The 21,406-nt window shown below is 71.2% G+C and carries 21 protein-coding genes; all 21 read right to left on the minus strand.

Annotation, left to right across the window (positions count from 1 at the left end; genetic code table 11):
* On the minus strand, positions 1–676 hold a 676-nt coding region (locus tag HYV14_16215; protein MBI2387535.1), incomplete at its 3' end, for a hypothetical protein.
* Positions 673–1,926 carry a hypothetical protein gene (locus HYV14_16220; GenBank protein MBI2387536.1) on the minus strand — a complete coding sequence of 418 codons (1,254 nt, stop codon included), beginning with the start codon at positions 1,924–1,926 and terminating at the stop codon, positions 673–675. The genes HYV14_16220 and HYV14_16215, both read right to left, overlap by 4 nt.
* On the minus strand, positions 1,923–2,315 hold the full coding sequence (locus HYV14_16225) for a response regulator (GenBank protein ID MBI2387537.1): 393 nt from the start codon (positions 2,313–2,315) through the stop codon (positions 1,923–1,925). Before HYV14_16225 ends, HYV14_16220 begins: the two co-directional genes overlap by 4 nt.
* A gap of 75 nt (positions 2,316–2,390) precedes the next feature.
* Positions 2,391–3,329 carry a hypothetical protein gene (locus tag HYV14_16230; GenBank protein MBI2387538.1) on the minus strand — a complete coding sequence of 313 codons (939 nt, stop codon included), beginning with the start codon at positions 3,327–3,329 and terminating at the stop codon, positions 2,391–2,393.
* Between the two features lie 7 nt (positions 3,330–3,336).
* Positions 3,337–4,665 carry a hypothetical protein gene (locus tag HYV14_16235; GenBank protein MBI2387539.1) on the minus strand — a complete coding sequence of 443 codons (1,329 nt, stop codon included), beginning with the start codon at positions 4,663–4,665 and terminating at the stop codon, positions 3,337–3,339.
* Positions 4,658–5,938, minus strand: a complete 1,281-nt coding sequence (locus tag HYV14_16240; GenBank protein ID MBI2387540.1) for a 3-deoxy-D-manno-octulosonic acid transferase — start codon at positions 5,936–5,938, stop codon at positions 4,658–4,660. The genes HYV14_16235 and HYV14_16240 overlap by 8 nt, the downstream gene beginning before the upstream one ends.
* The gene (locus tag HYV14_16245) at positions 5,935–6,564 is read right to left on the minus strand and encodes a lysophospholipid acyltransferase family protein (GenBank protein MBI2387541.1); all 630 of its coding nucleotides are present in this window, start codon (positions 6,562–6,564) and stop codon (positions 5,935–5,937) included. Before HYV14_16245 ends, HYV14_16240 begins: the two co-directional genes overlap by 4 nt.
* A complete protein-coding gene (locus tag HYV14_16250) occupies positions 6,564–7,127 on the minus strand; it encodes a hypothetical protein (GenBank protein MBI2387542.1) in 564 nt (187 codons plus the stop codon). Before HYV14_16250 ends, HYV14_16245 begins: the two co-directional genes overlap by 1 nt.
* Positions 7,124–8,062, minus strand: a complete 939-nt coding sequence (gene secF, locus HYV14_16255) for a protein translocase subunit SecF (protein MBI2387543.1) — start codon at positions 8,060–8,062, stop codon at positions 7,124–7,126. The genes HYV14_16250 and secF overlap by 4 nt, the downstream gene beginning before the upstream one ends.
* A gap of 7 nt (positions 8,063–8,069) precedes the next feature.
* Positions 8,070–9,479: a protein translocase subunit SecD gene (secD, locus tag HYV14_16260; GenBank protein ID MBI2387544.1), complete on the minus strand. Its 1,410-nt coding sequence runs from the start codon at positions 9,477–9,479 to the stop codon at positions 8,070–8,072.
* 17 nt (positions 9,480–9,496) lie between these two features.
* Positions 9,497–9,793: a preprotein translocase subunit YajC gene (gene yajC, locus HYV14_16265; protein MBI2387545.1), complete on the minus strand. Its 297-nt coding sequence runs from the start codon at positions 9,791–9,793 to the stop codon at positions 9,497–9,499.
* A 115-nt stretch (positions 9,794–9,908) separates the two neighbouring features.
* The gene (locus HYV14_16270) at positions 9,909–10,493 is read right to left on the minus strand and encodes a peroxiredoxin (GenBank protein ID MBI2387546.1); all 585 of its coding nucleotides are present in this window, start codon (positions 10,491–10,493) and stop codon (positions 9,909–9,911) included.
* Positions 10,494–10,509: 16 nt separating this feature from the next.
* The gene (locus HYV14_16275) at positions 10,510–10,944 is read right to left on the minus strand and encodes a transcriptional repressor (GenBank protein ID MBI2387547.1); all 435 of its coding nucleotides are present in this window, start codon (positions 10,942–10,944) and stop codon (positions 10,510–10,512) included.
* Positions 10,945–10,948: 4 nt separating this feature from the next.
* Entirely contained in the window at positions 10,949–11,452 is a 504-nt protein-coding gene (locus HYV14_16280) for a DNA starvation/stationary phase protection protein (protein MBI2387548.1), read from the minus strand.
* 97 nt (positions 11,453–11,549) lie between these two features.
* A complete protein-coding gene (locus tag HYV14_16285) occupies positions 11,550–12,491 on the minus strand; it encodes a M48 family metalloprotease (GenBank protein MBI2387549.1) in 942 nt (313 codons plus the stop codon).
* Between the two features lie 286 nt (positions 12,492–12,777).
* Complete coding sequence (locus HYV14_16290; GenBank protein ID MBI2387550.1) at positions 12,778–14,925, minus strand: sodium-translocating pyrophosphatase; 2,148 nt, start codon at positions 14,923–14,925, stop codon at positions 12,778–12,780.
* A 128-nt stretch (positions 14,926–15,053) separates the two neighbouring features.
* Positions 15,054–16,388, minus strand: a complete 1,335-nt coding sequence (locus tag HYV14_16295; protein MBI2387551.1) for a hypothetical protein — start codon at positions 16,386–16,388, stop codon at positions 15,054–15,056.
* On the minus strand, positions 16,385–18,166 hold the full coding sequence (locus HYV14_16300) for a DUF2723 domain-containing protein (GenBank protein ID MBI2387552.1): 1,782 nt from the start codon (positions 18,164–18,166) through the stop codon (positions 16,385–16,387). The genes HYV14_16295 and HYV14_16300 overlap by 4 nt, the downstream gene beginning before the upstream one ends.
* Positions 18,130–20,103: a hypothetical protein gene (locus HYV14_16305; GenBank protein ID MBI2387553.1), complete on the minus strand. Its 1,974-nt coding sequence runs from the start codon at positions 20,101–20,103 to the stop codon at positions 18,130–18,132. Before HYV14_16305 ends, HYV14_16300 begins: the two co-directional genes overlap by 37 nt.
* The gene (gene tgt / locus HYV14_16310; GenBank protein ID MBI2387554.1) at positions 20,100–21,218 is read right to left on the minus strand and encodes a tRNA guanosine(34) transglycosylase Tgt; all 1,119 of its coding nucleotides are present in this window, start codon (positions 21,216–21,218) and stop codon (positions 20,100–20,102) included. The genes HYV14_16305 and tgt overlap by 4 nt, the downstream gene beginning before the upstream one ends.
* A partial coding sequence (locus HYV14_16315) for an Hpt domain-containing protein (GenBank protein MBI2387555.1) occupies positions 21,215–21,406 on the minus strand: 192 nt, incomplete at its 5' end. The genes HYV14_16315 and tgt, both read right to left, overlap by 4 nt.

A 21,406-nucleotide genomic window follows, 5' to 3' on the forward strand; every position in this document is an offset into this window, starting at 1 on the left:
CGGCCGCCGCGCCGCGGCCGCCGAGCTGGTCGGCGGCGAGCGCGCGCAGGCGCGGCAGTTCCGACGCCAGCATGGCGATCAGCTCCGGCATGGGATCCGTCTCGCGCCGCCCCATCCCCATGTCGCGCACGAACCCGCCGCCGGCCGCCTCCTTCTTCGCCGGCGGCGCGGCCGGCTTCGGCGGGGCGGGGAAGGACTCCTCCTTCCTCCAGGCGCGGAGCTGCTTCTGCAGCTGTTCCAGATCCAGGCTGAGCGAGGCGACGGGCTTGCGCCCCGCCCACTCCTTCCAGGGCTCGTCGATGAGCTTGCGCAGCGCCGCCTCCTTCGCGGGCGGCGTGGGGGACAACTCGCCGGTCTCCTTGTAGCGCTGGAGCTGCTCCGCGAGCAAGGAGGTCCGCAGCTCGAGCCCGGCCGTCTCCTTGCGCCGCTCGTCGAGGAGCGAGACGACCAGGGCCTTGGCCTCGGCCGCCTCACGGCTGCCCGGGGAGTGCTGGTCCAAGGACTTCGCGATGCCGGCGATCCCGACGGCGGCCGCGACCAGCCTCTCGCGCTCCTCTCCCAGCCGCCCGTCGAGCTCGCGCAGCTCCCGCTCCAGGGCCTGGGGCGACGAAGGGACGGGCGGCGCCGCGCGGACGGCGGCGCAGGCCAGCGTGAAGACGGCCAGACGCGCGATCACGACGGCGGCGGCGCGGCGGGGAGAGTGACGCGGAAGAGCGAGCCGCCTCCGGAGGGGAACGACGCGTCGACGGAGCCTCGGTGCCGGAGCACGATCTCGTGGACGAGCGAGAGCCCGAGCCCGGTGCCCTTTCCCACCTCCTTGGTGGTGAAGAACGGGTCGAAGATCCTGCTCCGGAGGTCCTCCGCGACGCCCTCGCCCTCGTCGCGGACCTCGAGATAGACCCGGCCGCCGTTCGTCCCGCCGGTGCGGATCGTGACCCGCCCTCCCTTCGGCATCGCGTCGACCGCGTTGGTGCACAGGTTCATGACCACCTGCTGGATCTGGCCGCGGTCGCCGGCGGCGCGAAGACCGGGCTCGAGCTCGCGGGCGATCGTCACGCCCTGGACCCGAGCCTGCGATTCGATCATCGACAAGGTGTCCTCGACGGCGCGCGCGAGGTCGAACACCTCGATGGAGCCGGCGTCCTGACGGGAGAAGGAGAGCAGGCTCTGCACGATGTTCCGGCAGCGCACGGCCTCCTCCTCGATCGCCTTCAGCGGCGGCGTCAGGGCGTCGGACGGCGCGAGCCTCGCTCCCGCCGCCTGCGCGAAGCCGAGGATGCTGCCGAGCGGGTTGTTGATCTCGTGGGCGATCCCGGCCGCCAGCCGTCCCAGGGCGGAGAGCTTCTCCGTCCGCTGGAGCCGCTCCTCGCGCCGCGCCAGGTCGCGCATCAGAAGAAGGAGGAGTCCCAAGGTCAGGCCTCCCGCCGCGCCGGTGAAAAGGAAGATCTTCATCGCGATCCGGCTCTCGGTGAGAAGCACCTCCTCGAGCCCGAATCCCAGGAGGAGCCTGCCCCGGGCGCCCGGCATGACCAGCTCGAGCACGGGGCGCCCGTCGAGGACCGTCTCGCGCGACTCGGGCCGCGCCGCCGGGCTGACCCACGCCTCGAGGCGCTCGCCCCGCTCCCGGGTCAAGGTCGAGGCGCTTTCGGCCGCCACCACGTCCCCCTTCTCGTCCAGCGCCGCCGCGTAAGCCGCCCCGAAGCCGCCCAGGCAGCCGCGCAGGTAGGCGGCGAGCGGCTCCTCGTTGCCCTTCTGCATGCCGACCACCAGGGAGCGGACGATGTCGGCTTCGTGAGCGCGCGCGGCGGCCTCGAGGTTGGCGGTCAGGACGGAGTGCACGGCGCGGCGCGACGAGGCGCTGATCAGCCGCGCGAAGAACAAGAGCACGAGGACGAGCAGGATCAGGAGCTTGCGGTCGAGCCTCACGGACCTTGGCGCGGGTCCTGGGTCACCGCCCGCTCGAGGATCTCGAACAGCTCCTTGAGCTCGTAGGGCTTGGCGATGTAGCCGAAGGCCCCGTTCTTCATCGAGGCGGACGCGAGCGCGTTCGTGGCGTAGGCCGTGGCCATGATCACCGGAAGGCGGGGCTGAAGCGCCTTGAGCTGCTTGAGGGTATCGACGCCGTTGACCCCCGGCATCATGATGTCGCAGACCGCGGCGTCGAAGACCCTGCCTTTGGCCAGCTCGAGCGCCTGGGCGCCGCTGTCGACGGCCGCGACCTCGTAGCCGCGGTCGCGCAGGGCGAACGCCAGCATGTTCCTCTGATTCTTGTCGTCGTCGACGACGAGGATCATCGGCGGGCTTGTCTCGGCCATTTTCGGAGTATAACCCCGAACCGGGCGCGTGTCAACGGAGGGATCTTCCCTTTTCGGGGGGAGATTCGCGGGGGGTCATCGTCCGGCAGGCGGCTCTTTCAGGCGGTCCCGGACCTCCTGGTGGAGCTTCTGAGCCTCGTCGAGGAAGGCCGCGCTGGCCGGGCCCGCGGCCGCGGTCCCGAGCGCGCGCTCGAAGCCGTCGGCGGCGCGGTCGTGATCCGACGAGACCCGGCGGAGCTCGTCGGCGCGGTTGCACGCGCGGTCGGCCTCCTGGAAGAGCAGGCGGGCGATGTCGCGCAAGCGGTCGAGCTTCTCCCAGGCGCGGCTCCGGGCGGCGGCGCGCGGCTCCTCGCCCAGGGACGCGAGGCGGGCCTTGGCCTCGGCCAGGGCCGGGGGAAGCTCCTCGGCCCGGAGGACCGTCCCGGCCGCCGCCGAGGATATCTCGACGAGGGGGCCGCGGGAGTCGCGCTGAAGCTCCTTCATCGCGAGCGCCCGCTCGCCCATGACCTTGACGGCCTCCTCGAGAGGGCGCAGGGCGTCGCCCGCCGAGCGGAGGCCGGCGCCGGCCTTGGCGAGGAGAGGGCGGAGCTTCTTGCGCGCCTCGTCGGGCAGGTCGTCGACCTTCGCCGTCAGCTCGGACTGCGCGGAGGCGAGGCGCGAGAGGCGGAGGCGCTCGGCCGCGACCGGCTCCGAGACCTCCTTGATCCGGCGCGCGAGCGCGGCGTCCTTGGATCCCGTCTCGAGCGCCGCGCCCCGCTGCCGCGCCGCCGCGTCGAGCGCCCGGGCCGCGTCGGCCGCAAGGCGCGCCTGACGGAGGCCCTCGTCGAGGCCGGCCGTGATCGCCGGGACCTTCTCGAGCTCCAGAGCCAGGCCCGTCGCCTCGACGATCCCGGAGTGGGCCGAGGTCGCGGCCTGACGAAGGGCGGCGCGGTCGAAGCTCGGGTCGTAGCGCGCGGCCAAGACGGGGGCCGGGGCGAGGAGGACGACGGCGGCGAGGAGCGGGGCGGTCTTCATCGTCCGCTCATAGCCCCGCTCCTCGTCCCGCGCGGACCCGGGCGGACAGGTCGGCCACGAAGCGGCGCAGGGAAGCGGCGTGGGCCCTGCGCCCGTCGGCGCCGCCGGGGTTCCCGCCGGCGGCCTCGGCGTCGGCGAGGCGCTCCAGCGCGAAGGCGCTCATCGGCGAGGCGGCGACGGCCCGGGTCCACAAAGCCTCGTCGGAGGACCAGACCGGGAGCTGCAGGCGCGTCGCCGCCGCGACGGCCAGGACGACCGCGCCGGCCGCGGCGCGGAAGGCGCGCGCGTCGAGGGCGCGCGACAGCGCCGCCGCCGCGAGCAGCGAGAGCGGGATCGCCGGAAGGTAGGACCAGCGGTCGGCGGCGATCATGCGCCCGGACTTGTACAAGCCCAGCGCCGGCGAGAGCAGGACCAGGTAGGCGAGGGCGGCCTGGGTCAGGCCGTCGACGCGGCGGCGGGTCAGCGCGAGATAGAGGACGAAGGTGCAGACGCACGCGGCCGCGACGGAGAACGGCCGGGGCTCGAGCAGGATCGAGTACTCGTACAGCGGGGCCAGTCCGGACGGGAGCACGGTCTTCCAGGGGTAGAACGCCAGGCCGAAGAAGGCCTGGGCGAGCCGGTGCGCGACGCCGAAGTCCGCGAAGGACACCGACGCGCCGCTGCCGTCTTGCGCCGCGAGGTTCAGGGCCAGGGCGGCCAGCGACAGCGGCAGGTACGGGACCTTCTCCCGCCAGCGCGGCGCGCCGGCGAGGCGCAGGTCCAGGATCAGCCAGACGGCGGGCAGGACGACCGCGAACACCTTCGCGGTCATCGCGAGCGCGGTCAGCGCGAAGGCCCGGCGGCGCCAGGCGGCGTCCTCGAGGCCGCGGACGTAGGCGAGGGCCGCTCCCAGCGCCGCGACGCCGCACAGGACGTCCCGGCGCTCCGTGACCCACGCGACGGACTCGACGCGGAGCGGGTGCAGCGCCCAGAACAGCGCGGCGAAGGCGGACGGCAGCTCCCCGAGCTTCAGGCGGCGCGCCAGGAGATAGAGGAGGACCGCGCCGGCGGCGTGGAGGAGGACGTTCGTCAGGTGGAAGCCCATCGGGTCCGCGCCCCACAGCGCGCGGTCGAGCGCCAAAGAAAGCCAGGCGAGCGGCTGCCAGTGGCCGAGCTCCGAGCCCGACAGCATGAAGCTCAGGCCCGGGCCGTCGAAGGCCAGCCGCGCGTTGTCGACGACGTTGACGCGGTCGTCCCAGTTCAGGAACGGGAATCTCAAGGCGGGGAGGAAGACGGCGACGACGGCCGCGAAAACGCCCGGCGCGAGCAGGCGCGCGCCGGGCTCGCGCTCAGGCACCGAGCGCCTCGAGCGTCCGGGCGACGGCGCCGCGCAGGCGGTCGGCGGACTCCCGCGCCGACGCGCCCGCCGCGCGCGCGGCTTCCGCGTCCACGGCGAACTCGGTCAGGCGGGCGGCCAGCTCCCCGGCGTCGCGCACGCGGCGTCCGCCGCCGCCTTGGGCGGACAGGAGGCGGGCGGGCTGCTCGATATGGCCGGTGTGAGGCCCGAACAGGACGGGCACGCCGGCCGACGCGGGCTCGAGCAGGTTGTGGCCTCCGACCGCGACCAAGGTCCCGCCGACGAAGGCCGCGCGGGCCAGCGGGTAGAACGCGGGCAGCACGCCCATCTCGTCGAGGATGAGCGCCTCGCGGCCGCCCGCCGGCGCGCCGCTCCAGCGGGCGAGCGCGAGGCCCGCGTGCGCGAGCAGGTCCGCGGCGTCGGCGGCGCGCTCGAGGTGGCGCGGGGCGAGGACGAGGCGCAGGCGCGGCGCGGCGCGGCGCGCGGCCAGGAACGCCGAGAGCACCATCTCCTCCTCGAACGGGTGCGTGCTGCCGGCGACGAACAGGGGGTCTCCTTCCCAGCCGAGCGCGGAGACCCTGGCGCGGGCGGCGCCGCCCGCGGCCGGGGCGGAGGCGCGGTCGTACTTCGCGTTGCCGGCGACGGTCAGGCGCTCCCGCGGCACGCCCAAAGCGGCGAAGCGCTCGGCGTCCTCCTCGCTCTGCGCGGCGACCGTCGCGAGCGCGCGCAGCGCGGGGGCGAGGAAGGCGGAGACGAGGCGGTAGCGCCCGAGGCTCCTCCGCGTGAGGCGCGCGTTGACCAAGGCGGGAGCCAGCCCCCCGCGCGCGGAGAGGATCAAGGTGGTCGGCCACAGCTCGGTCTCGGTCAGTATCAATCGCCTCGGGGAGAGCGCCTTCAAAAACCGCGCGACGAACGGCCAGGCGTCGAGCGGGGCGAGCTGCGCCCAGGCGACCGAAGGCAGGGCGCGCGCGGCCTCGCGGCCCGACAAGGTCGTCGTCGTCAGCACGAGAGCGGGGCCTCCTCGCTTCTGGAGCGCCTCGAGGATCGGCGCCAGGCCGGCGACCTCCCCGGCGGAGGCGGCGTGGAACCACCATATCTCCCGGCCGTGCAGCCGGTCCAGGGCCGTGTCGCGGATCCCGCCGAAGCGCTCCGGGAGCTCGTCGAGGAGGCCCGAGAGGCGTCCGCGCTTCGGGGAGAGCAGGAAGCCGAGCACGACCCCCAGCGCGGCCAGGGGGGACAGCAGCGCCTCGAGCAGCAGGACCAGGAGGCTCATCGCACCAGGCGGTCGGCTTCCGCGGTGAGCGCGTCCAGCGCGGCCTTGAGCTCCGCGGCCTTCGCGGCGAGGTCGTCTCCTTCGCCCACCCGGATCGGCTCGCCGTAGAGCACGACGGAGCGGCCGAACGGCAGCGGCACCTGGAAGCGGTCCCAGGCCTTGGCAACCTCGAGCCTGTGCGACAAGGCGTTGGCGATGGGGACGATCGGCATGCCGGAGAGCTGGGCCACGCGCACCGCGCCTTCCTTGACCTCGCGCGCGGGGCCGCGGGGACCGTCGGGGGTGATGCCCACGTCCCGTCCCGAGCGCAGGATCTCGACCATCTCCCGCGCCGCGGCCGCGCCGCCGCGGGAGGACGAGCCGCGGACCGCGTCGATGCCGGAGAGGTCCATCGTGCGGGCGATCATCTCCCCGTCGTTCGACTTGCTGACGAGGACGGCCGCCGACGCGTTCCGGTGGGACCAGGTGAAGAACACCTGGCGCTGATGCCAGAACGCGTAGATGAACCGCTGGCCCGACTCGTGGACCTTGCGGGGGATGTCGTCGCGGAGCACGCGCTGCCGCGTCGTCCAGCCGATGAATGAAACGTAGGAATAGACGAGGTAGGGTACGAGCTTACGGATCACTATTTGCGGCCCTTGGCCTTCGACTTCGCGAGCCACGACTGGCTGACCGCGAGGGAGGCGGCGGGAACGAGGCGGCCTTCGGCCAAGGTCACGCCGAGCTTGGTCCCCGCGTCGAGCTTGCGCAGGGCGGCCTCGAGCGCCTCGGGCGAGGAGATCGGGTTCAGCGGGGAGAGCTCGCAGTTGTCCTTCTCGGCCTCGTCGGCGATCAGGGAGGAGGCGAAGCGCACGGCCTCGTCGAGCGCGTGCTCCTCGAGCACGGGCCAGAGTCCAGCGGGAATCGCCGTCTCCTTCTCGCGGAACGGGCCGAAGCCCTCGCCGAGGCTCGCCAGGATCAGGCTGTACGCCAGGCCCGGCATCGGGGAGAGCAGGGGCTGGTCCTGGTCGGGATGGCCGAAGGTGTCGAACACGACGCCGGGGACGAGAGCCTTCGACGCGCGCTCCAGGAACTTGGCGAGAGGAAGCTCCTCGAGCCCCGCGGCCTCGAGGTCGATGCGCCCCTTGCGGGAGCGCTGCTTGATCACATGGGGCCGCAGCGTGAGCTTGAAGCCCTTGATCTTCCTCACCGGCGGCGGCGACCCCCTTCGCGGGGCGCGGCGGAGGCCGTCTCCGTCGAGGCGGCGCGGCGGCGCCCCTTCTGGAACTGGTAGACCAGCGGCATCGAGATCGCGAGCGTCGAGTAGGTGCCCGAGATCGAGCCGATGAGCATCGCGAACGCGAAGTTGTGGATCACGCCGCCGCCGAGCAGGAACAGCGCGAGGACGACCGCGAAGACCATCCCGTTGGTGATGATCGTCCGCGAGAGCATCTCGTTGACGCTGTCGTTGATCAAGGTGCCCAGGTCGTCGGCGCGGCGGTGGCGCATGTTGTCGCGCATGCGGTCGTAGATGACGATGGTGTCGTTGATCGAGTAGCCCGCGATCGTCAGCAGCGCGGCCACGATGACGAGGTCGACCTCGAGCTGGAACGCGGAGAACACGCCGGCCGTGATCAGCACGTCGTGGGCGATCGCGGCGACGCCGGCCGCGCCCCAGAGGGGGTTGTCGAAGCGGAAGGCGACGTAGCCGATGATCGCGAGCAGGGCGAGCGTGATCGCCGTCGCGGCCTGGCGCTTGAGGTGCCGGCCGACGGAAGGCCCGACGAACTCCTTGCGGTCGACGCGCAGGCCCTCGCCCGCGGCGGCCTTGACCTTCTCGACGAAAGTCTCGACGATGGACACGTCCATGTTCTCGCCGCCCTTGAGGAACAGCGCGAACTCCTTCTTGCCGCCGAAGCTCTGGACCTGGGCGTCGGGATAACCCGCCTTCTCGAGGTCGTCGCGGACCTGCTTCAGCTCGCGGGGCTCGGAGTAGCTGACCTGCACGAGCGTGCCGCCCGTGAAGTCGATGCCGTAGTTGAAGCCCTTCACGAGGATGCAGGCCAGGCTCAGGGCGCACAGCGTCCCGGAGACCGCGAAGAACAGCGGCCGCTTGGAGATCCAGTCGATGGTGAACTTGTTCATGGTGTCCTCAGGCCGCCGCTTCGGCGTCCTCGCCGAGCATCCAGGCTTCGTAGAGCATGCGCGTCAGGATCGTGGCGGTGAACATGCTGATGATGTTGCCGCCCGTCAGGGTCACGGCGAAGCCCTTGATCGGGCCGGTGCCGAACTGGAACAGCAGCGCCGAGGCGATCAGGAGCGTCAGGTTCGAGTCGATGATGGCGCTCGCCGACTGGTCGTAGCCGGCCGCGACCGCCGCCTTCATCGGCCGCCCCTTCGCCCGCTCCTCCTTGATGCGCTCGAGGATCAGCACGTTGGCGTCGACGGCCATCGCGATGTTGAGCGCCAAGCCGGCGATGCCGGGCAAGGTCAAGGTCGCCTTCAGGTACGCCATCAGCGCGAAGAGGAAGAACAGGTTCGCGACGATGGAGACGTTGGCGATGAGGCCGCCGGCCCGGTAGTACGCCGCGAAGAAGATCAGGATGAGGGCGACGCCGACCCCGGCCGCGCGGAAGCCCTTGCGGATCGAGTCCTCGCCGAGCGACGGCCCGACGGACCGCTCCTCGATGATGCGCACGGGCGCGGGCAGGGCGCCGGCGCGCAGGACGATCGCCAGGGACTTGGCGTCGTCGGAGGTGAACTGCCCCTCGATGATGCCGGAGCCGCCGCTGATGCGGCCCTTGATGACGGGCGCCGAGAACACGGTGTCGTCGAGGACGATGGCCATGTTCTTGCCGATGTTGGAGGCGGTGAGCGCGGAGAACTTGGCGGCGGCCTCGGGCTTGAACTTGAAGGCGACGACGGGCAGGCCGTACTCGCCGCCGGTCTCGACCTTCGCCGAGTCGAGCAGGGCGCCGGTCAGGGGGACCTCCTTCGACAGGAGGTACATCGAGTTCTCCTTGCCCCGGAACAGCTCGAGGCCCGCGGGGACGAGCTTCGCCGCGGCGCTCGAGGCCTTGACGCCGTCGAACGGCTGGCCGAGCTCGAGGATCTTGTTCATCGCGGACCGGGCCTTCTCCGAGTCGTCGACCATGCGGAACTGGAGCAGGGCGGTCTTGCCGACGAGCTCCTTGGCCTGGGCCGAGTTCGAGATGCCGGGGAGCTGGACGACGATCCAGCGCGCGCCCTGGCGGGCGATCAGCGGCTCGGCGACGCCGAACTGGTCGATGCGGTTGCGGATGATCTCGATGGCCTGCTGCATCGCCTCGGCCAGGGGGATCTTGGGATCGAGCTTGTCGATGTCGAGCTCCATGACCATGTGCGTGCCGCCCTTGAGGTCGAGTCCCAGGTTCACGAGCCATTTCGGGCGCTCGCGCAGGGCCTCGAGCTTCGTGCGCTCGGCGGCGTCGAGCTGGTACCAGTTGATCGACGGGAAGAGGAGGAAAAAGGAGCCGACGATCAGGGCGATGAGGCCCAGCCACTTGATTTGAGGTTTGGTCATATCGTTCCTTTAGTGCGCTATGAAATAACGACGCCGGTCTTGACGTCCGAGACCACCCGCTGCACGGCCGACCGCGCCACGGTGAGCTTGACCGTCTGGGAGAACTGCACCTCGAGGTCGTCGCCCTTGAAGCCGGTGATCGTGCCGTACAGGCCGCCGTTGGTCAGGACCTTGTCGCCGGACTTCAGGTTCTTGAGCATCGTCTCGTGCTCCTTCTGCTGCTTCTGCTGAGGCCGGATGAGCAGGAAGTAGAAGATGATGAAGATCGCGACGATCGGCGCCAGGTTGATGAGGGGGTTCGGGGCGGGCTGCATGAGTTCTCCTTATATGGGCGCGAAATCCTAGCAATTTAACCCGGCCGTGGGATACAGAAAGCCGGCCCCGGGATCGGATCCCGGGGCCGGCGGTCCGGCGCTCGCGGCGGGCCGGCTAGGCGGCGGCGAAGTACTCCTTCGACTTGACCGGATCGGCCTTCATCGTCTTCTTGCCCTCCGTCCAGTTCGCGGGGCAGACCTCGCCGGTCTTCTCGACCTGCTGGAAGGCCCTGAGCACGCGGAGGGTCTCCTCGACGGAGCGCCCGACCGCGAGGTCATGGACGACGGAGTAGACGACCTTGCCCTTCGGGTTGATCAGGAACAGCCCGCGCAGGGCGACGGAGTCGTTGACGAGCACGCCGTAGGCGCGCGCGATCTCCTTCTTGATGTCGGCGAGCAGGGGGTACTTGATCTCGCCCAGGCCGCCTTCCTTGCGGGACAGGTTCGTCCACGCGAGGTGGGAGAACTGGCTGTCCACCGAGCAGCCCAGGATGTCGCAGCCGAGCTTGGAGAACTCGGCGGCGTGATCGGAGAACGCGGTGATCTCCGTCGGGCAGACGAAGGTGAAATCGAGCGGGTAGAAGAACAGCGCGACCCACTTGCCCTTGTAGTCGGCGAGCTGGATCTCCTTGAAGCCTTTTCCGACGAGCGCCTGAGCCTTGAAGTCCGGCGCGTCCTTCTGCACGAGGGTATCGGCCATGATGATGTCTCCTTGATTAGCGCGGCTTTTGAGCGGAAGCCTTGGCGCATCTCGCGCAAAGGCCGTGAAAATGAACGGAATGCCCCGAGGGGACGAAGCCCTCCACCTTCGGAGCGGGGAGCTTGTCGAGGCGCGGGTCGAACAGGTCCGAGATCGTCCCGCAGGCGGTGCACACGGCGTGATGATGCGTCTCCACGATCGCGTCGTAGCGCGCCTGCGCCGCCGGCGAGTCCACCCGGGCGACCATGCCCATCTCGTGCAAGGTCTGCAGCGTCTTATAGACGGTCGCCAGCGAGAGGCTGGGGTAGTCCTTCTTCAAGGACTCGTACAGGGCCTCGGCGCTGGGATGGTCCTTGCGCCCCGACAGCTCCTCGTAGACGGCAAGACGCTGATGGGTGAGGGGGACCTTCTTGGCCTTGAACAGCTCGCGGACTTCGTCGCGGTTCTTCATGGGATCAGCTCAGGAAGCTGCGCAGCATCCACGCCATCTTCTCGTGGGATTCCATCAGCCCGGTCAGGAAATCGGCCGTGCCCTGGTCCCCGAGCCGGGCGCACTCGTCGACGTCCTTGCGCAGGGAGCGCGTCAGAGACTCGTGGTCGGCGAGGAGCTCCGCGATCATCGTCTCCTCCTTCTTCTTGGCGTCGCCCAGGGACTCCGAGAGCCTGGTCTTGCTCAGGAACTCCCGCATGGACCCGAGCGAGCGGCCCCCGAGCGCGCGCGAGCGCTCCGCGACCTCGTCGACGAAGCCGTCGAGCTGCCCGTACTGCTCCTCGAAGAACTTATGCATCGCGGCGAAATGGAACCCGGTGACGTTCCAGTGGAAGTTGCGGGTCTTGGTGTAGAGCAGGTACTCGTCGGCGAGGGTCAGGTCGAGGAGAGCGAGGACCGCGGTCCTCGACGCGTCCTTCAGACCGATCCCGGCGACGACGGACGGCTTGACGACGGTATGAGTGTTCATATGTTCCCTCCTGTTTAATAATTATTATCCACTAGTAAAATAGTAGCAGACGATGATCATCCTGTCAAGAGGTATGCCGCAACGGCGCGGCCAGCCGCTATGGCGCGAAGGACTTCGGGCGCCGGTAGTGCCGGTACAGCTCGGAGGCGGGAGCGTCCTCCGGCTTCGGGCTCCGCCGGCGGCCCGCCAGCTCCGCGTAGACCTCGGGCAAGCCCGCGGAGGAGCGCGGGGAGGCGGTCATGCGCTCCGCGGCCATCACCCGCTTCAGGTAGTCCACCCGGACCTCGAGGGGCGGGTGCGATCCGTCGGACCGTCCGCGGGAGAACTCATGGCGGGGCTCGCCGTCGATCTCGCGCTTCACGGCGATCAGGGCGTCGGCGGCGGCCGCCGGGTCATAGCCGGCGTTGGCGAGCAGGCGCAGGCTCAAGGCGTCGGCCTCGCACTCGTGGCCCCAGCGGGCATCGAGCTCGGCCTTCGAGGGGCGAGAGGGGGTGAACAGGTCGCCTCCGCCGCCGCGCGGATGGCGCCGCAGCGTCTCGGCGAGCTGCTCGTGATGGGCGCGGAGATGATGGATGAGCTCGTGGGCGATCACCGCGGCGACCTCGTCCTCGCTCGACATGACGGCGATCAGCTCCGGGTCGATGAACAGGACCCCGGCGGACAGCGAGGCCGAGGGCGAGCCCCAGGAGGAATCGTTCACCCGCACCTCCGGGGCCTGCGCCTTGAGGCCGGAGCCGGCCAGGAGGCGCTCGACGATGCGAGCGACATACTCCTTGGTCTTGGGGATCACGAAGCGCACCACGCGCGCGTCGTCGACGTCCTTCAGGAGCGCGGCCCGCTGCTCGGCGGCGAGCTTGAGCGCCTTGGACGGGAGCTTGGAGCGGTCGAAGACGGGAACGGGGCGCGTCACGACCAGCTTGGGCTCGGGGGCCGCGACGGCGGCCGGGCGGGGCGGGTTGGCGGTGAGCTCGAAGGCGGGAAGGGCCTGCGCGCCGGCGTTGGAGGCCAGCAGCGCGGCGGACAGGACGTGTCGGATCATGCCCTCAGTGTAGGGGAGGCGCCCCCGGCCGGACAGCGGCTAAAGGCCCAGAGGCGAGGGACGATGGGCCCGGGGGGACGTTCCGAAATATAAGTTATCCCCATGATCCACCGAGAATGACCCGAAAACTGTTGTCAACAACAGTTTTTTGCCCTGCATGCAGATCGGGGGTCGGCTTCATCGGAGGAGAGGATCGGCTCGCACCGGTGCGAGTTCGCGGCGCCCTGACCAGAAAAAAACCGCCCGGTCCTTTCGGACCGGGCGGTGTGCGCGGCTCGGCGCCCTATCAGATGAACAGGGGCGCGAGGACGAGGGTGATCGTGGCCAGCAATTTAATAAGAACGTGCAGAGACGGGCCCGCGGTGTCCTTGAAGGGGTCGCCCACGGTGTCGCCGACGACGGCGGCCTTGTGGGCGTCGGACTTCTTGCCTCCGTGCGTGCCCATTTCGATATATTTCTTGGCGTTGTCCCAGGCGCCGCCGGCGTTGTTGAAGAAGAGCGCCATGAGGATGCCCGCGATCGTGCCGACCATCAGCAGAGCCGCCACGGCCTCGGCCGCGATGGTCTTGTCCGCGTCGGTGATGAAGGCGCGCATCAGCAGGCCGACGGCGATCGGAGCGCCGACGGCGAGGATGCCGGGGGCGACCATCGCCTTCAGCGCGCCGAGCGTGACGATGTCCACGCACTGCCCGTAGTCCGGCTCCTCGGTGCCCTTCATGATGCCCGGGCGCTCCTTGAACTGGCGGCGGACCTCGGTGATGACGGTCTGCGCGCAGGTGCCGACCGCGCGGATCGCCATCGCGGAGAAGAGGAACACGAGCATCGCGCCGAGCATCGCGCCGACGAACACCTCGGGCTTGGACAGGTCCACGCCGATGCGCACGCCGGTGTAATTAAATATTTCATCGAGATATGCAGAGAAGAGCAGGAACGCCGCGAGCGCCGCCGAGCCGATCGCGTAGCCCTTCGTGAGCGCCTTCGTCGTGTTGCCGACCGCGTCGAGGCGGTCCGTCTTCTTGCGGATCTCCTCGGGCTGGTGGCTCATCTCGACGATGCCGCCGGCGTTGTCCGTGATCGGGCCGAAGGTGTCCATCGCGAGGATGTACGCCGCCGTCCCGAGCATGCCCATCGTGGCGACCGCGGTGCCGAACAGGCCGCCGGCGAGGCCGGCCGAGGGCCCCAGCGCCATCACGCCGAGCTTGTAGGAGGAGAGGATCGCGACCGAGATCACGATGATCGGCACGGCCGTGCACTCGAGGCCGACCGCGATGCCCGCGATGACGTTCGTGGCCGGTCCGGTCTTGGAGGCGTCCGAGATCTCGAGCACGGGGCGGTACTTGTACTCGGTGTAGTACTGCGTGATGTAGACGAAGGCCTGCGCGGTCAGGATGCCGATGAAGCCGCAGGTCGTGTAGTAGATCCACGCGTTCGGGGCCGCCTCGGAGCGCAGCATCCACCAGGCGGCCGCCGCGAACCCGAGAGCGGAGAGGAAGCTCGTCAGGTAGTAGCCGATGTTCAGCGCGTCCATCGGGTCCTCGTGCTCCTCGCACTGCACGATGAGCACGCCGAAGATCGACGCGAGGAGCCCGAGGGCGCGGGCGACGAGGGGGAACACGACGCCCTTCCAGCCGAAGTACGGGATCAGGCCGACGCCGAGGATCATCGCGCCGATGTTCTCGGCGGCGGTGGACTCGAACAGGTCGGCGCCGCGGCCGGCGCAGTCGCCGACGTTGTCGCCGACGAGGTCGGCGATGACGGCGGGGTTGCGGGGGTCGTCCTCGGGGATGCCGGCCTCGACCTTTCCGACGAGGTCGGCGCCGACGTCGGCGGCCTTCGTGTAGATGCCGCCGCCGAGCTGGGAGAACAGCGCGACGAAGGAGGCTCCGAAGCCGTAGCCGACGATCATGAACGGGATCTTCTCGAACGGGAAGCCGAGGAGCTTGAGGATGATGAACAGGCCGCCGACGCCGATCAGAGACATCGCGCAGACGAACAGCCCGGCCACCGCGCCGCCGCGCAGCGCGATGCGCAGCGCGTCATTAAGCGATGTTCGGGCGGCGGCAGCCGTCCGAATGTTGGTGCGGATCGAGACCCACATGCCGATGTAGCCCGCGACCAGGGAGCACGCCGCGCCGGCGACGAACGACGCCGTGGTGCAGAGCGCGAGGGCCATCGGGAGCGCCGGATCGTGCTCGTTGTGCTTGCGCACGTACGCGTAGAGGACGAAGATCACGACGGCAAGGACGCCGGAGAGCGTGATGATCGTGTAGTTCTGGCGGCGGAGGTAGGCTTCGGCGCCGGCCTTGATGGCGTCGGAGATCTTGCGCATCTCGTCGGTCCCGGTGTCTTTCGCCATGACCCAGTTGATGAGCCAGAAGGCGACGGCGAGCGCGATCAGCGAAATCCCCATCACGATGACGAACGGGAATCTCATGCTTTGGATGAAGTCCATTCAAGTCCTCCGCGGATATCTCGGCGTCCAGTGCCGTTGGACGCCATGTTTTACCGGAGAGGGATTATACGGAAGCGCGACGCGATGGTCAAGAGATTGAGACGCGGCCGTCAACGGCGGGAGAGCTCGCGGGCCAGCCCCTCGACGCGCCGGTCGCCCGGGAACAGACGCAGCTGCTCGCGCAGCTCGGCCGCGGCCTCGTCGCGGCGGCCCTGCTCGAGGAGGGCGTGCGCGAGGCTCAGGCGCGCGTAGTCCGGAGGCGCCGGCTCGACGAGCACGTGCCGCCACAGGCTCTCGGAGTCGCGCCAGACCGGGATCTGGGCCCGGGACAGGAAGGCGAGGCCGCCGGCGAGGGCGGCCGAGGCGGCGAGCGCGGCGGCGCGCGCCCGCGGTCCGGACCGGAGGAGCAGGAGCAGTCCCGCCGCGAGGGCGGCGTGAAGGCTCATCGCGGGCAGGTAGGTCGAGCGGTCGTGCGCGACGACCGCGCCGCGGAAGGACATGACGAGGCTCGGCAGCAGCGCCGCCGCGAAGCACAGCCACGCGCCGAACAGCGCGGGGCGGCCGCGCCGCCAGGCCCAGGCCCCGGCCGTCAGCAGGACGAAGGCGGCGGCGAGCGCCGGCGAGCGCGGGACCCAGTAGTCGACGGTGAGATGGAACGGGGAGAGCAGCTTGAGGAGATAGACGACCGGGCCGGCGAGGGAGTGCAGGCCCGCGTCGAAGGCGTGGCCGGGGGCGAGGAGCAGCTTGCTGCGGGCGTTGACGGCGCCGAACGCGGCGGCGGCGAGCAGGAACGGGACCTTCTCGAGCCGCGCGCGCCGGTCGAGCGGGCGGCGCAGCACGAACCAGTCCAGGGCGACGAGCACGACCGGGAGGCTCACGCCCTTCCAGCGGAACAGGCTCGAGACGACGAAGAGGCCGAAGCACAGGGAAGCGCTCGGCCGGAGGTAGGCGAGCACCGCCGCGAGGAAGAACACGGTCGCGAGGAGGTCGGGAAGGCCCGTGGCCCAGGCCACGGGCTCCACCCGCGCCGGGTGCCAGGCCCAGAGCACGGTCGCGGCGGCGGCGGCGAGGACCGCGGCGCGGCCGCCGTCCTTCTCGACGGGGAAGCCCGCGCGCAGGATGCGCAGGGTCGTGAAGAACAGGAGGGCCGCGCAGGCGGCGTGGGCCAGCCAGCTTCCCAGATGGTAGGCCGACGGGTTCAGGCCCTGCCAGGCGTGGAGGACCGAGTAGGCCAGCCAGCCCAGCGGCTGGTAGGTGCCGTAGTCGAGGCTCGTGAACATCCAGCGCAGCTCCGCCCAGCTCAGCGCGCGCAGATGCGGGTTGTCCGCGATCAGCCAGTAATCCTCGAGGTTGACGAAGCGGTGGACCAGGACCGGGTGGAACAGCCAGGCGGCGGCGGCGGCGCACAGGACCGCGGCGGCGAGGGCGGGCTTCGAGGTCTTCACAGCTCTTCCATTAATAAGGACAGGCGCCGGGTCAGGCCGGCGTCCTTGCGCGGGTCCAGCCGGGACGCCAGCCACTCGGCCATGCGCCGCCGCGACTGGAGGAGATAGACCTCCTGCGTCCACTCGCGGCTGCGGCGGCGGGTGAAGGAGGCGGTCTCCGGCGCGTCGAGGAAGCGGCGGGCGTCGGCGGCCGGATCGCTCTTGACCGGGGACGATTCGACGCGGATGAGGGAGCCCTGAGGGACGCTCTTCGGGAAGTCGGCCAGCACGGCGTCCCGCAGGGAAGGCTCGACGAGCACGGCGCGTCCGGGGTTCCGCTTCTTCCATGACGTCCAATCCGTGCCCGGGCCCAGGGGCCCGTCCGGGACGACGACGCCGGGATAGGCCGTCCGGAGCCGGCGAAGGTAGGGAGGGAACGCGAACATCGTCGGGCAGAGGAAGACGCGGCCCGTGCCCTCGCCGCGGACGAGCTCGAGCTCGAGCGCCGCGAAGATCGTGTCGTCGCCGCCGAGGACGACGAAGTCCCCGGGGGTCGAGTCCCGCACCAGAGCGCGGACATGGTCGAGCAGAGGGTCCTGCCGGGACAGGGACAGCGGCCGGAGGAGGACGGGCGCGGCGACGACGGCCGCGAGCAGGGCGTAGAGCAGAGCGGGACGCACGCGCCGCGCCAGGGCCTCCGCGCCGAAGCCGGCGAGCGCGAACACGGCGATCAGCGGGAGCAGATGGAAGCGCGCCGCCACCGCGCGCGCGTACTCCGGATCGACGGCCGGCATCTGCTGGCTGCTGAAGACGAGGAAGACGCCCGCCGCCGCCGCGAACCACAGCGCCCAGGCCGCGAGGCCGCGCCGGGACTCCCTCCAGAGCGCGGCCGCGCCCGCGGCCGAGAGGGCGAGGGCGACCGGGCCGCCGTGCGTCCACAGGGAGGAGAGCAGCCAGCCGGCGTGCGTCCCGAAAGACCCGAGGTCGAAGCGGACCGAGCCGAGCAGCGGGGCGCCTCCCGCCATGCGCAGCGGCCCGCCCAAGCGCGCGCGGGTGAACAGCGGCCACAGGTCGGACCAGCCGCGCACCTCGAACAGGTTATAGGCCGGCGCGCCGAGGCTCAGGCGCAGGCCGAGCAGCAGGTACGGCCCGGCCAGGCCGAGCGCCGCGAGCGCGAGCGCACCGGCGGCGAGCCGCGCGGACGGGCGGCGGGACGACAGCCACGCCGCGTACGCCGGGACGAGGAACACGAACGTCGGGTGATGGGAGAGGCCCAGCCCGAAGAGCAGGGAGAAGGCGAGAAGGGAGGACGGCTTGCCGTCGCGCGACCAGGAGAAGGCGAAGAAGGCCGCGGAGAGCGCCAGGAGGTCGTTGAGCGCGCGCACCTCGGCGACGAGGGCATAATACCAGAACAGGGGAGAGAGGGCCATCAAGGCGGCGCCCGTCAGGGCCGCCGCCTTCCGCGCTCCGCCGCGGCGGAGCAGGAGGTACAGCGCCGCGGCCGCGGCCGCGGAAAAGACCCCGGAGAGGCCGTTGACCGCCGCGCCGGGGTCGCTCCAGGGGAGCCGCGACCACAGCCAGCCCAGCGCCGTCTGCAGCGGGTAGCCGGGAGGGTGCGGGACCGCCCAGAGCAGGGCCGACAGGACGTGCTGGGGACTGTCGCCCATGCCGAAGGAGCGGGAGCGCCCCAGCCAGAACAGCGCGGTCAGGGCCGCGAAGACGCCCGCGGCGATCCCGGCGTCGCCGCGCGACTCGGCGCGCGTCACAGGAACGCCGCCCAGGCGACGAGACACGCCCATGCCGCGAGGCTCGTCGCCGCGCCCGTGACCCACGACTCCGGGGCGTAGCGCAGCAGCAGCCGGTGCTTGCCCGCCGCGAGCGGGATCGCGCGCAGGGCGTGATCGGCCGGCATCACCTCGTAGCGCGTCTGGGAGGAGCCCTCGAGGGCGTCGGCGCGCCAGCCGTCGGCCCAACCGTCGGCGAGCACGAGCACGGCGGGGGAGAAGAGCTCGGCCTCGATCGCGAGCGCGCCCGGGTCCTCGTCGACGACGCGGGCGAAGCCGCCTCGCCCCGCGGGGTCCGGCTCGGGGGACGGCGCCCGCTCGAGCACGACGGTCTTCTCCGGGTCGAAGGACGGGTCGAGCAGCGCGGCCAAGGTCTCGTCCCGGCCGCGGGAGAGCGTCCACGAGCGGACGAGCAGGAGCCGGGGAAGGGGCTCGGCCAAGCGCCTGACCGGGGGCGCGCCGCGCCGGAGAACGAAGCGCGCGCGGAGCAGGCGCAGGAGGCGATGCTCCTTGCGGATGACCAGGTTCGCGCCGGCCTCGTCCGGCGCGCGCCCCTGGGACGCGAAGAGGAGCTCCGCCCAGCGGCGCGGCACGAGTTGGCCGTAGCCCCAGACCTCGGGGACGCCCGCGACGAGCCCCGCGTCGGGGTCCGTGCGCATGTCGAAGATCGCGCGCTCGCCGGCGCGGAGCTCCGCGATCGCGGCCTTCCATTCGAGAGGGAACTCGCGGCGCACCGGCTCCGCGGCGACGTTGAGCGACGCGAAAAAAAGGCTCTCGAGGACGACCAGCGGCATCAGCGCGGACTTCCAGCGCCCGAGGCGCTTGACGGCCTCGTCGTGGCCCAGCGCGCAGAGGAGGCTGAGGAACGCGCAGGCCGGAAGGGCCAGCCGGACGGAGGCGCGGAACAGGCCGGAGAACGGGAGCGCCGAGTAGACGCGGCCGAGGAGCGGCGCCTCGGGCCCGAACGCGAGAAGGAGCAGGACCCCGGCGGCGGCGAGCGCGGCGCGCCCCTCGCGCCGGAAGCCCGCCCACAGCGCCAAGGCCAGCGCGGCGGCGCCGAGATGAAGGCAGGACTCCCAGTAGAAGCCGGAGCCGGCGTCGCGAAGGCCGCCGGACAAGGCCGACGGCGCCGCGAGCGAGACCAGGTCGCCGAGCTTGAGCGAGAAGCTCGCGGCCTGCTCCGGAGCCAGGCCGCCCCAGCGCGTGGATCCGACGGCCGCGTCGAGGCCGGGGAGCCATTGCGCGGCCGACAGCGCCGCGCCGCCCGCCGCGACGCCGGTCAGGGACAGCGCGTAGGCGGCCCGCCGTTTGCGCGGCGGCAGCCCCGCCGCCGCCCAGAGCCCGGCGCTCAGCGCGCTCAGCCAGGCGGCCTGGGGATTTCCGGCGAGGACGATCATCGCGGCGACGAGGGCCCCGGCGGCGGTCCAGCGCGCGGACGGGGCGCGGCGCAGCTCGTCGACGCAGAGCAGCAGCCCCGGCAGCCAGGCCGCGGAGCACAGATAGGGGAGGTGGCCGGCGTACAGGCGCAGGAACAGAGGCCCGCAGAACATGAACGCCGCGCCGGCGGCGAACGCGCCCGCCGGGGTCGCGCCGCGGCGCCGCGCCCAGGCGTAGGTCAGCGCCCCCGCCAGCCAGACGTGGAGGAGCAGGACCGCCTCGAGCGCGGCCTCGGTCGACAGCGCCAGGTGCAGCCAGTTCGGCGGATAGAGGAGTCCCGGCTCGAACGCGCCGTGGAAGGGATGCCCGCCGAAGGCGTACGGGTTCCACAGCGGGAAGCGCCCCGCCGCGATCTCGCCGAAGCCCCACTGCCGCCACGCCGCGAACTGCGCGGCGACGTCGTTGAAGCGCCCGGTCGCGACGAGGCCGGAGGTCAGGGAATCACGAAGGGCGAAGGCGGCGAGCGATGCGAAGCCGCCGGCGGCCGCCGCGTCGACGCGGACGGCCGGCTTCACTTCTTTTCCGCGTAGCGCTCCCGGAACGCGGCGCGCGCGGACTCGAAGCGGCCCTCCCGGATCGCCTTGCGGATCGCGATCGTGGTCTGCTCCATGAAGTGGAGGTTGTGGTAGGAGAGCAGGCGGTAGGCGGCGAGCTCCTTGCAGCGCAGCAGGTGGCCGAGGTAGGCCTTCGTGTAGCGCGCGCAGACGAAGCAGGAGCATTCCGGGTCGAGCGGCGTGAAGTCGCGGCGGAAGCGGGAGTTGGTCACGTTGAACTTCCCGCCGCTGGCCATCACGTGGCCCGTGCGCGCGACGCGCGTGGGATAGACGCAGTCCATCATGTCGATGCCGCAGGCGATGGAGTCCCACAGGTCCAGCGGCGTGCCCACGCCCATCAGGTAGCGAGGCCGCTCCTCGCGCAGCAGCGCCGTCGTCTCCGTCAGCATGCGCCAGGTCGTCTCCTTGTCCTCGCCGACCATGAAGCCCCCGATCGAGATGCCGTCGGCGGGCGACGCGTTGTGGTGCTCGGCGGAGCGCTTGCGCAGCGACGGGTGGAGGCCGCCCTGGAAGAGGGGGAAGAACAGGCACTTGGAGCCGGCCGCGCGCGCGGCGGCGACGGCGGGCACCGAGCGGTCGTGCCATCGGAGCGTTCGCTCCAATGCTTTAGAGGCCTCGGCCTCCGAGCACGGGTACGGGGGGCACTCGTCGAGCGTGGTCCAGGCGTCGGAGCCCAAGCCCGCCTGCACCGCTATGACGGATTCCGGAGTAAGCCGGTGCTTGGAGCCGTCGAGATGGGAGCGGAAGGTGACCCCCTCGTCGTCGATCTCGCGCAGGTCGGAGAGGCTCAGGACCTGGAAGCCGCCGGAGCCGGTGAGGATGAACCCGTCGTAGTCCATGAACTCGTGCAGCCCGCCCGCGGCGCGCACCGTCTCGACGCCGGGACGCAGGTAGAGGTGATAGGAGTTGGCGAGGATCGCGCTCGCACCGAGCCGGCGCATGTCGTCGGAGTCGAGGGCCTTGACGCTCGCCTGCGTGCCGACGGGCATGAACACCGGCGTCTCGACCCGCCCGTGCGGGGTGTCCAGCCAGCCCGCGCGGGCCAAGCCGTCCTTCGCCTCGATCGTGAATGTCACGCCGGGATTCTACCTTTTACCCGGGCGAGCTCGGACTCCGCCTGCGCGATCAAGGACTCGAGCGACGCGCCGCCGTCCTCGGCGGACTCCTCGATGCGCCGCGCCAGCTCGCGCAGGCCGCGCGCGCCGATGGCGGCGCAGGCTCCCTTCAGCGCGTGCGCCGCGCGCGCCGCGGACGCCGGGTCGCC

This window comes from Elusimicrobiota bacterium (assembly GCA_016182905.1).
In the GTDB taxonomy this organism is placed as follows: domain Bacteria; phylum Elusimicrobiota; class Elusimicrobia; order UBA1565; family UBA9628; genus GWA2-66-18.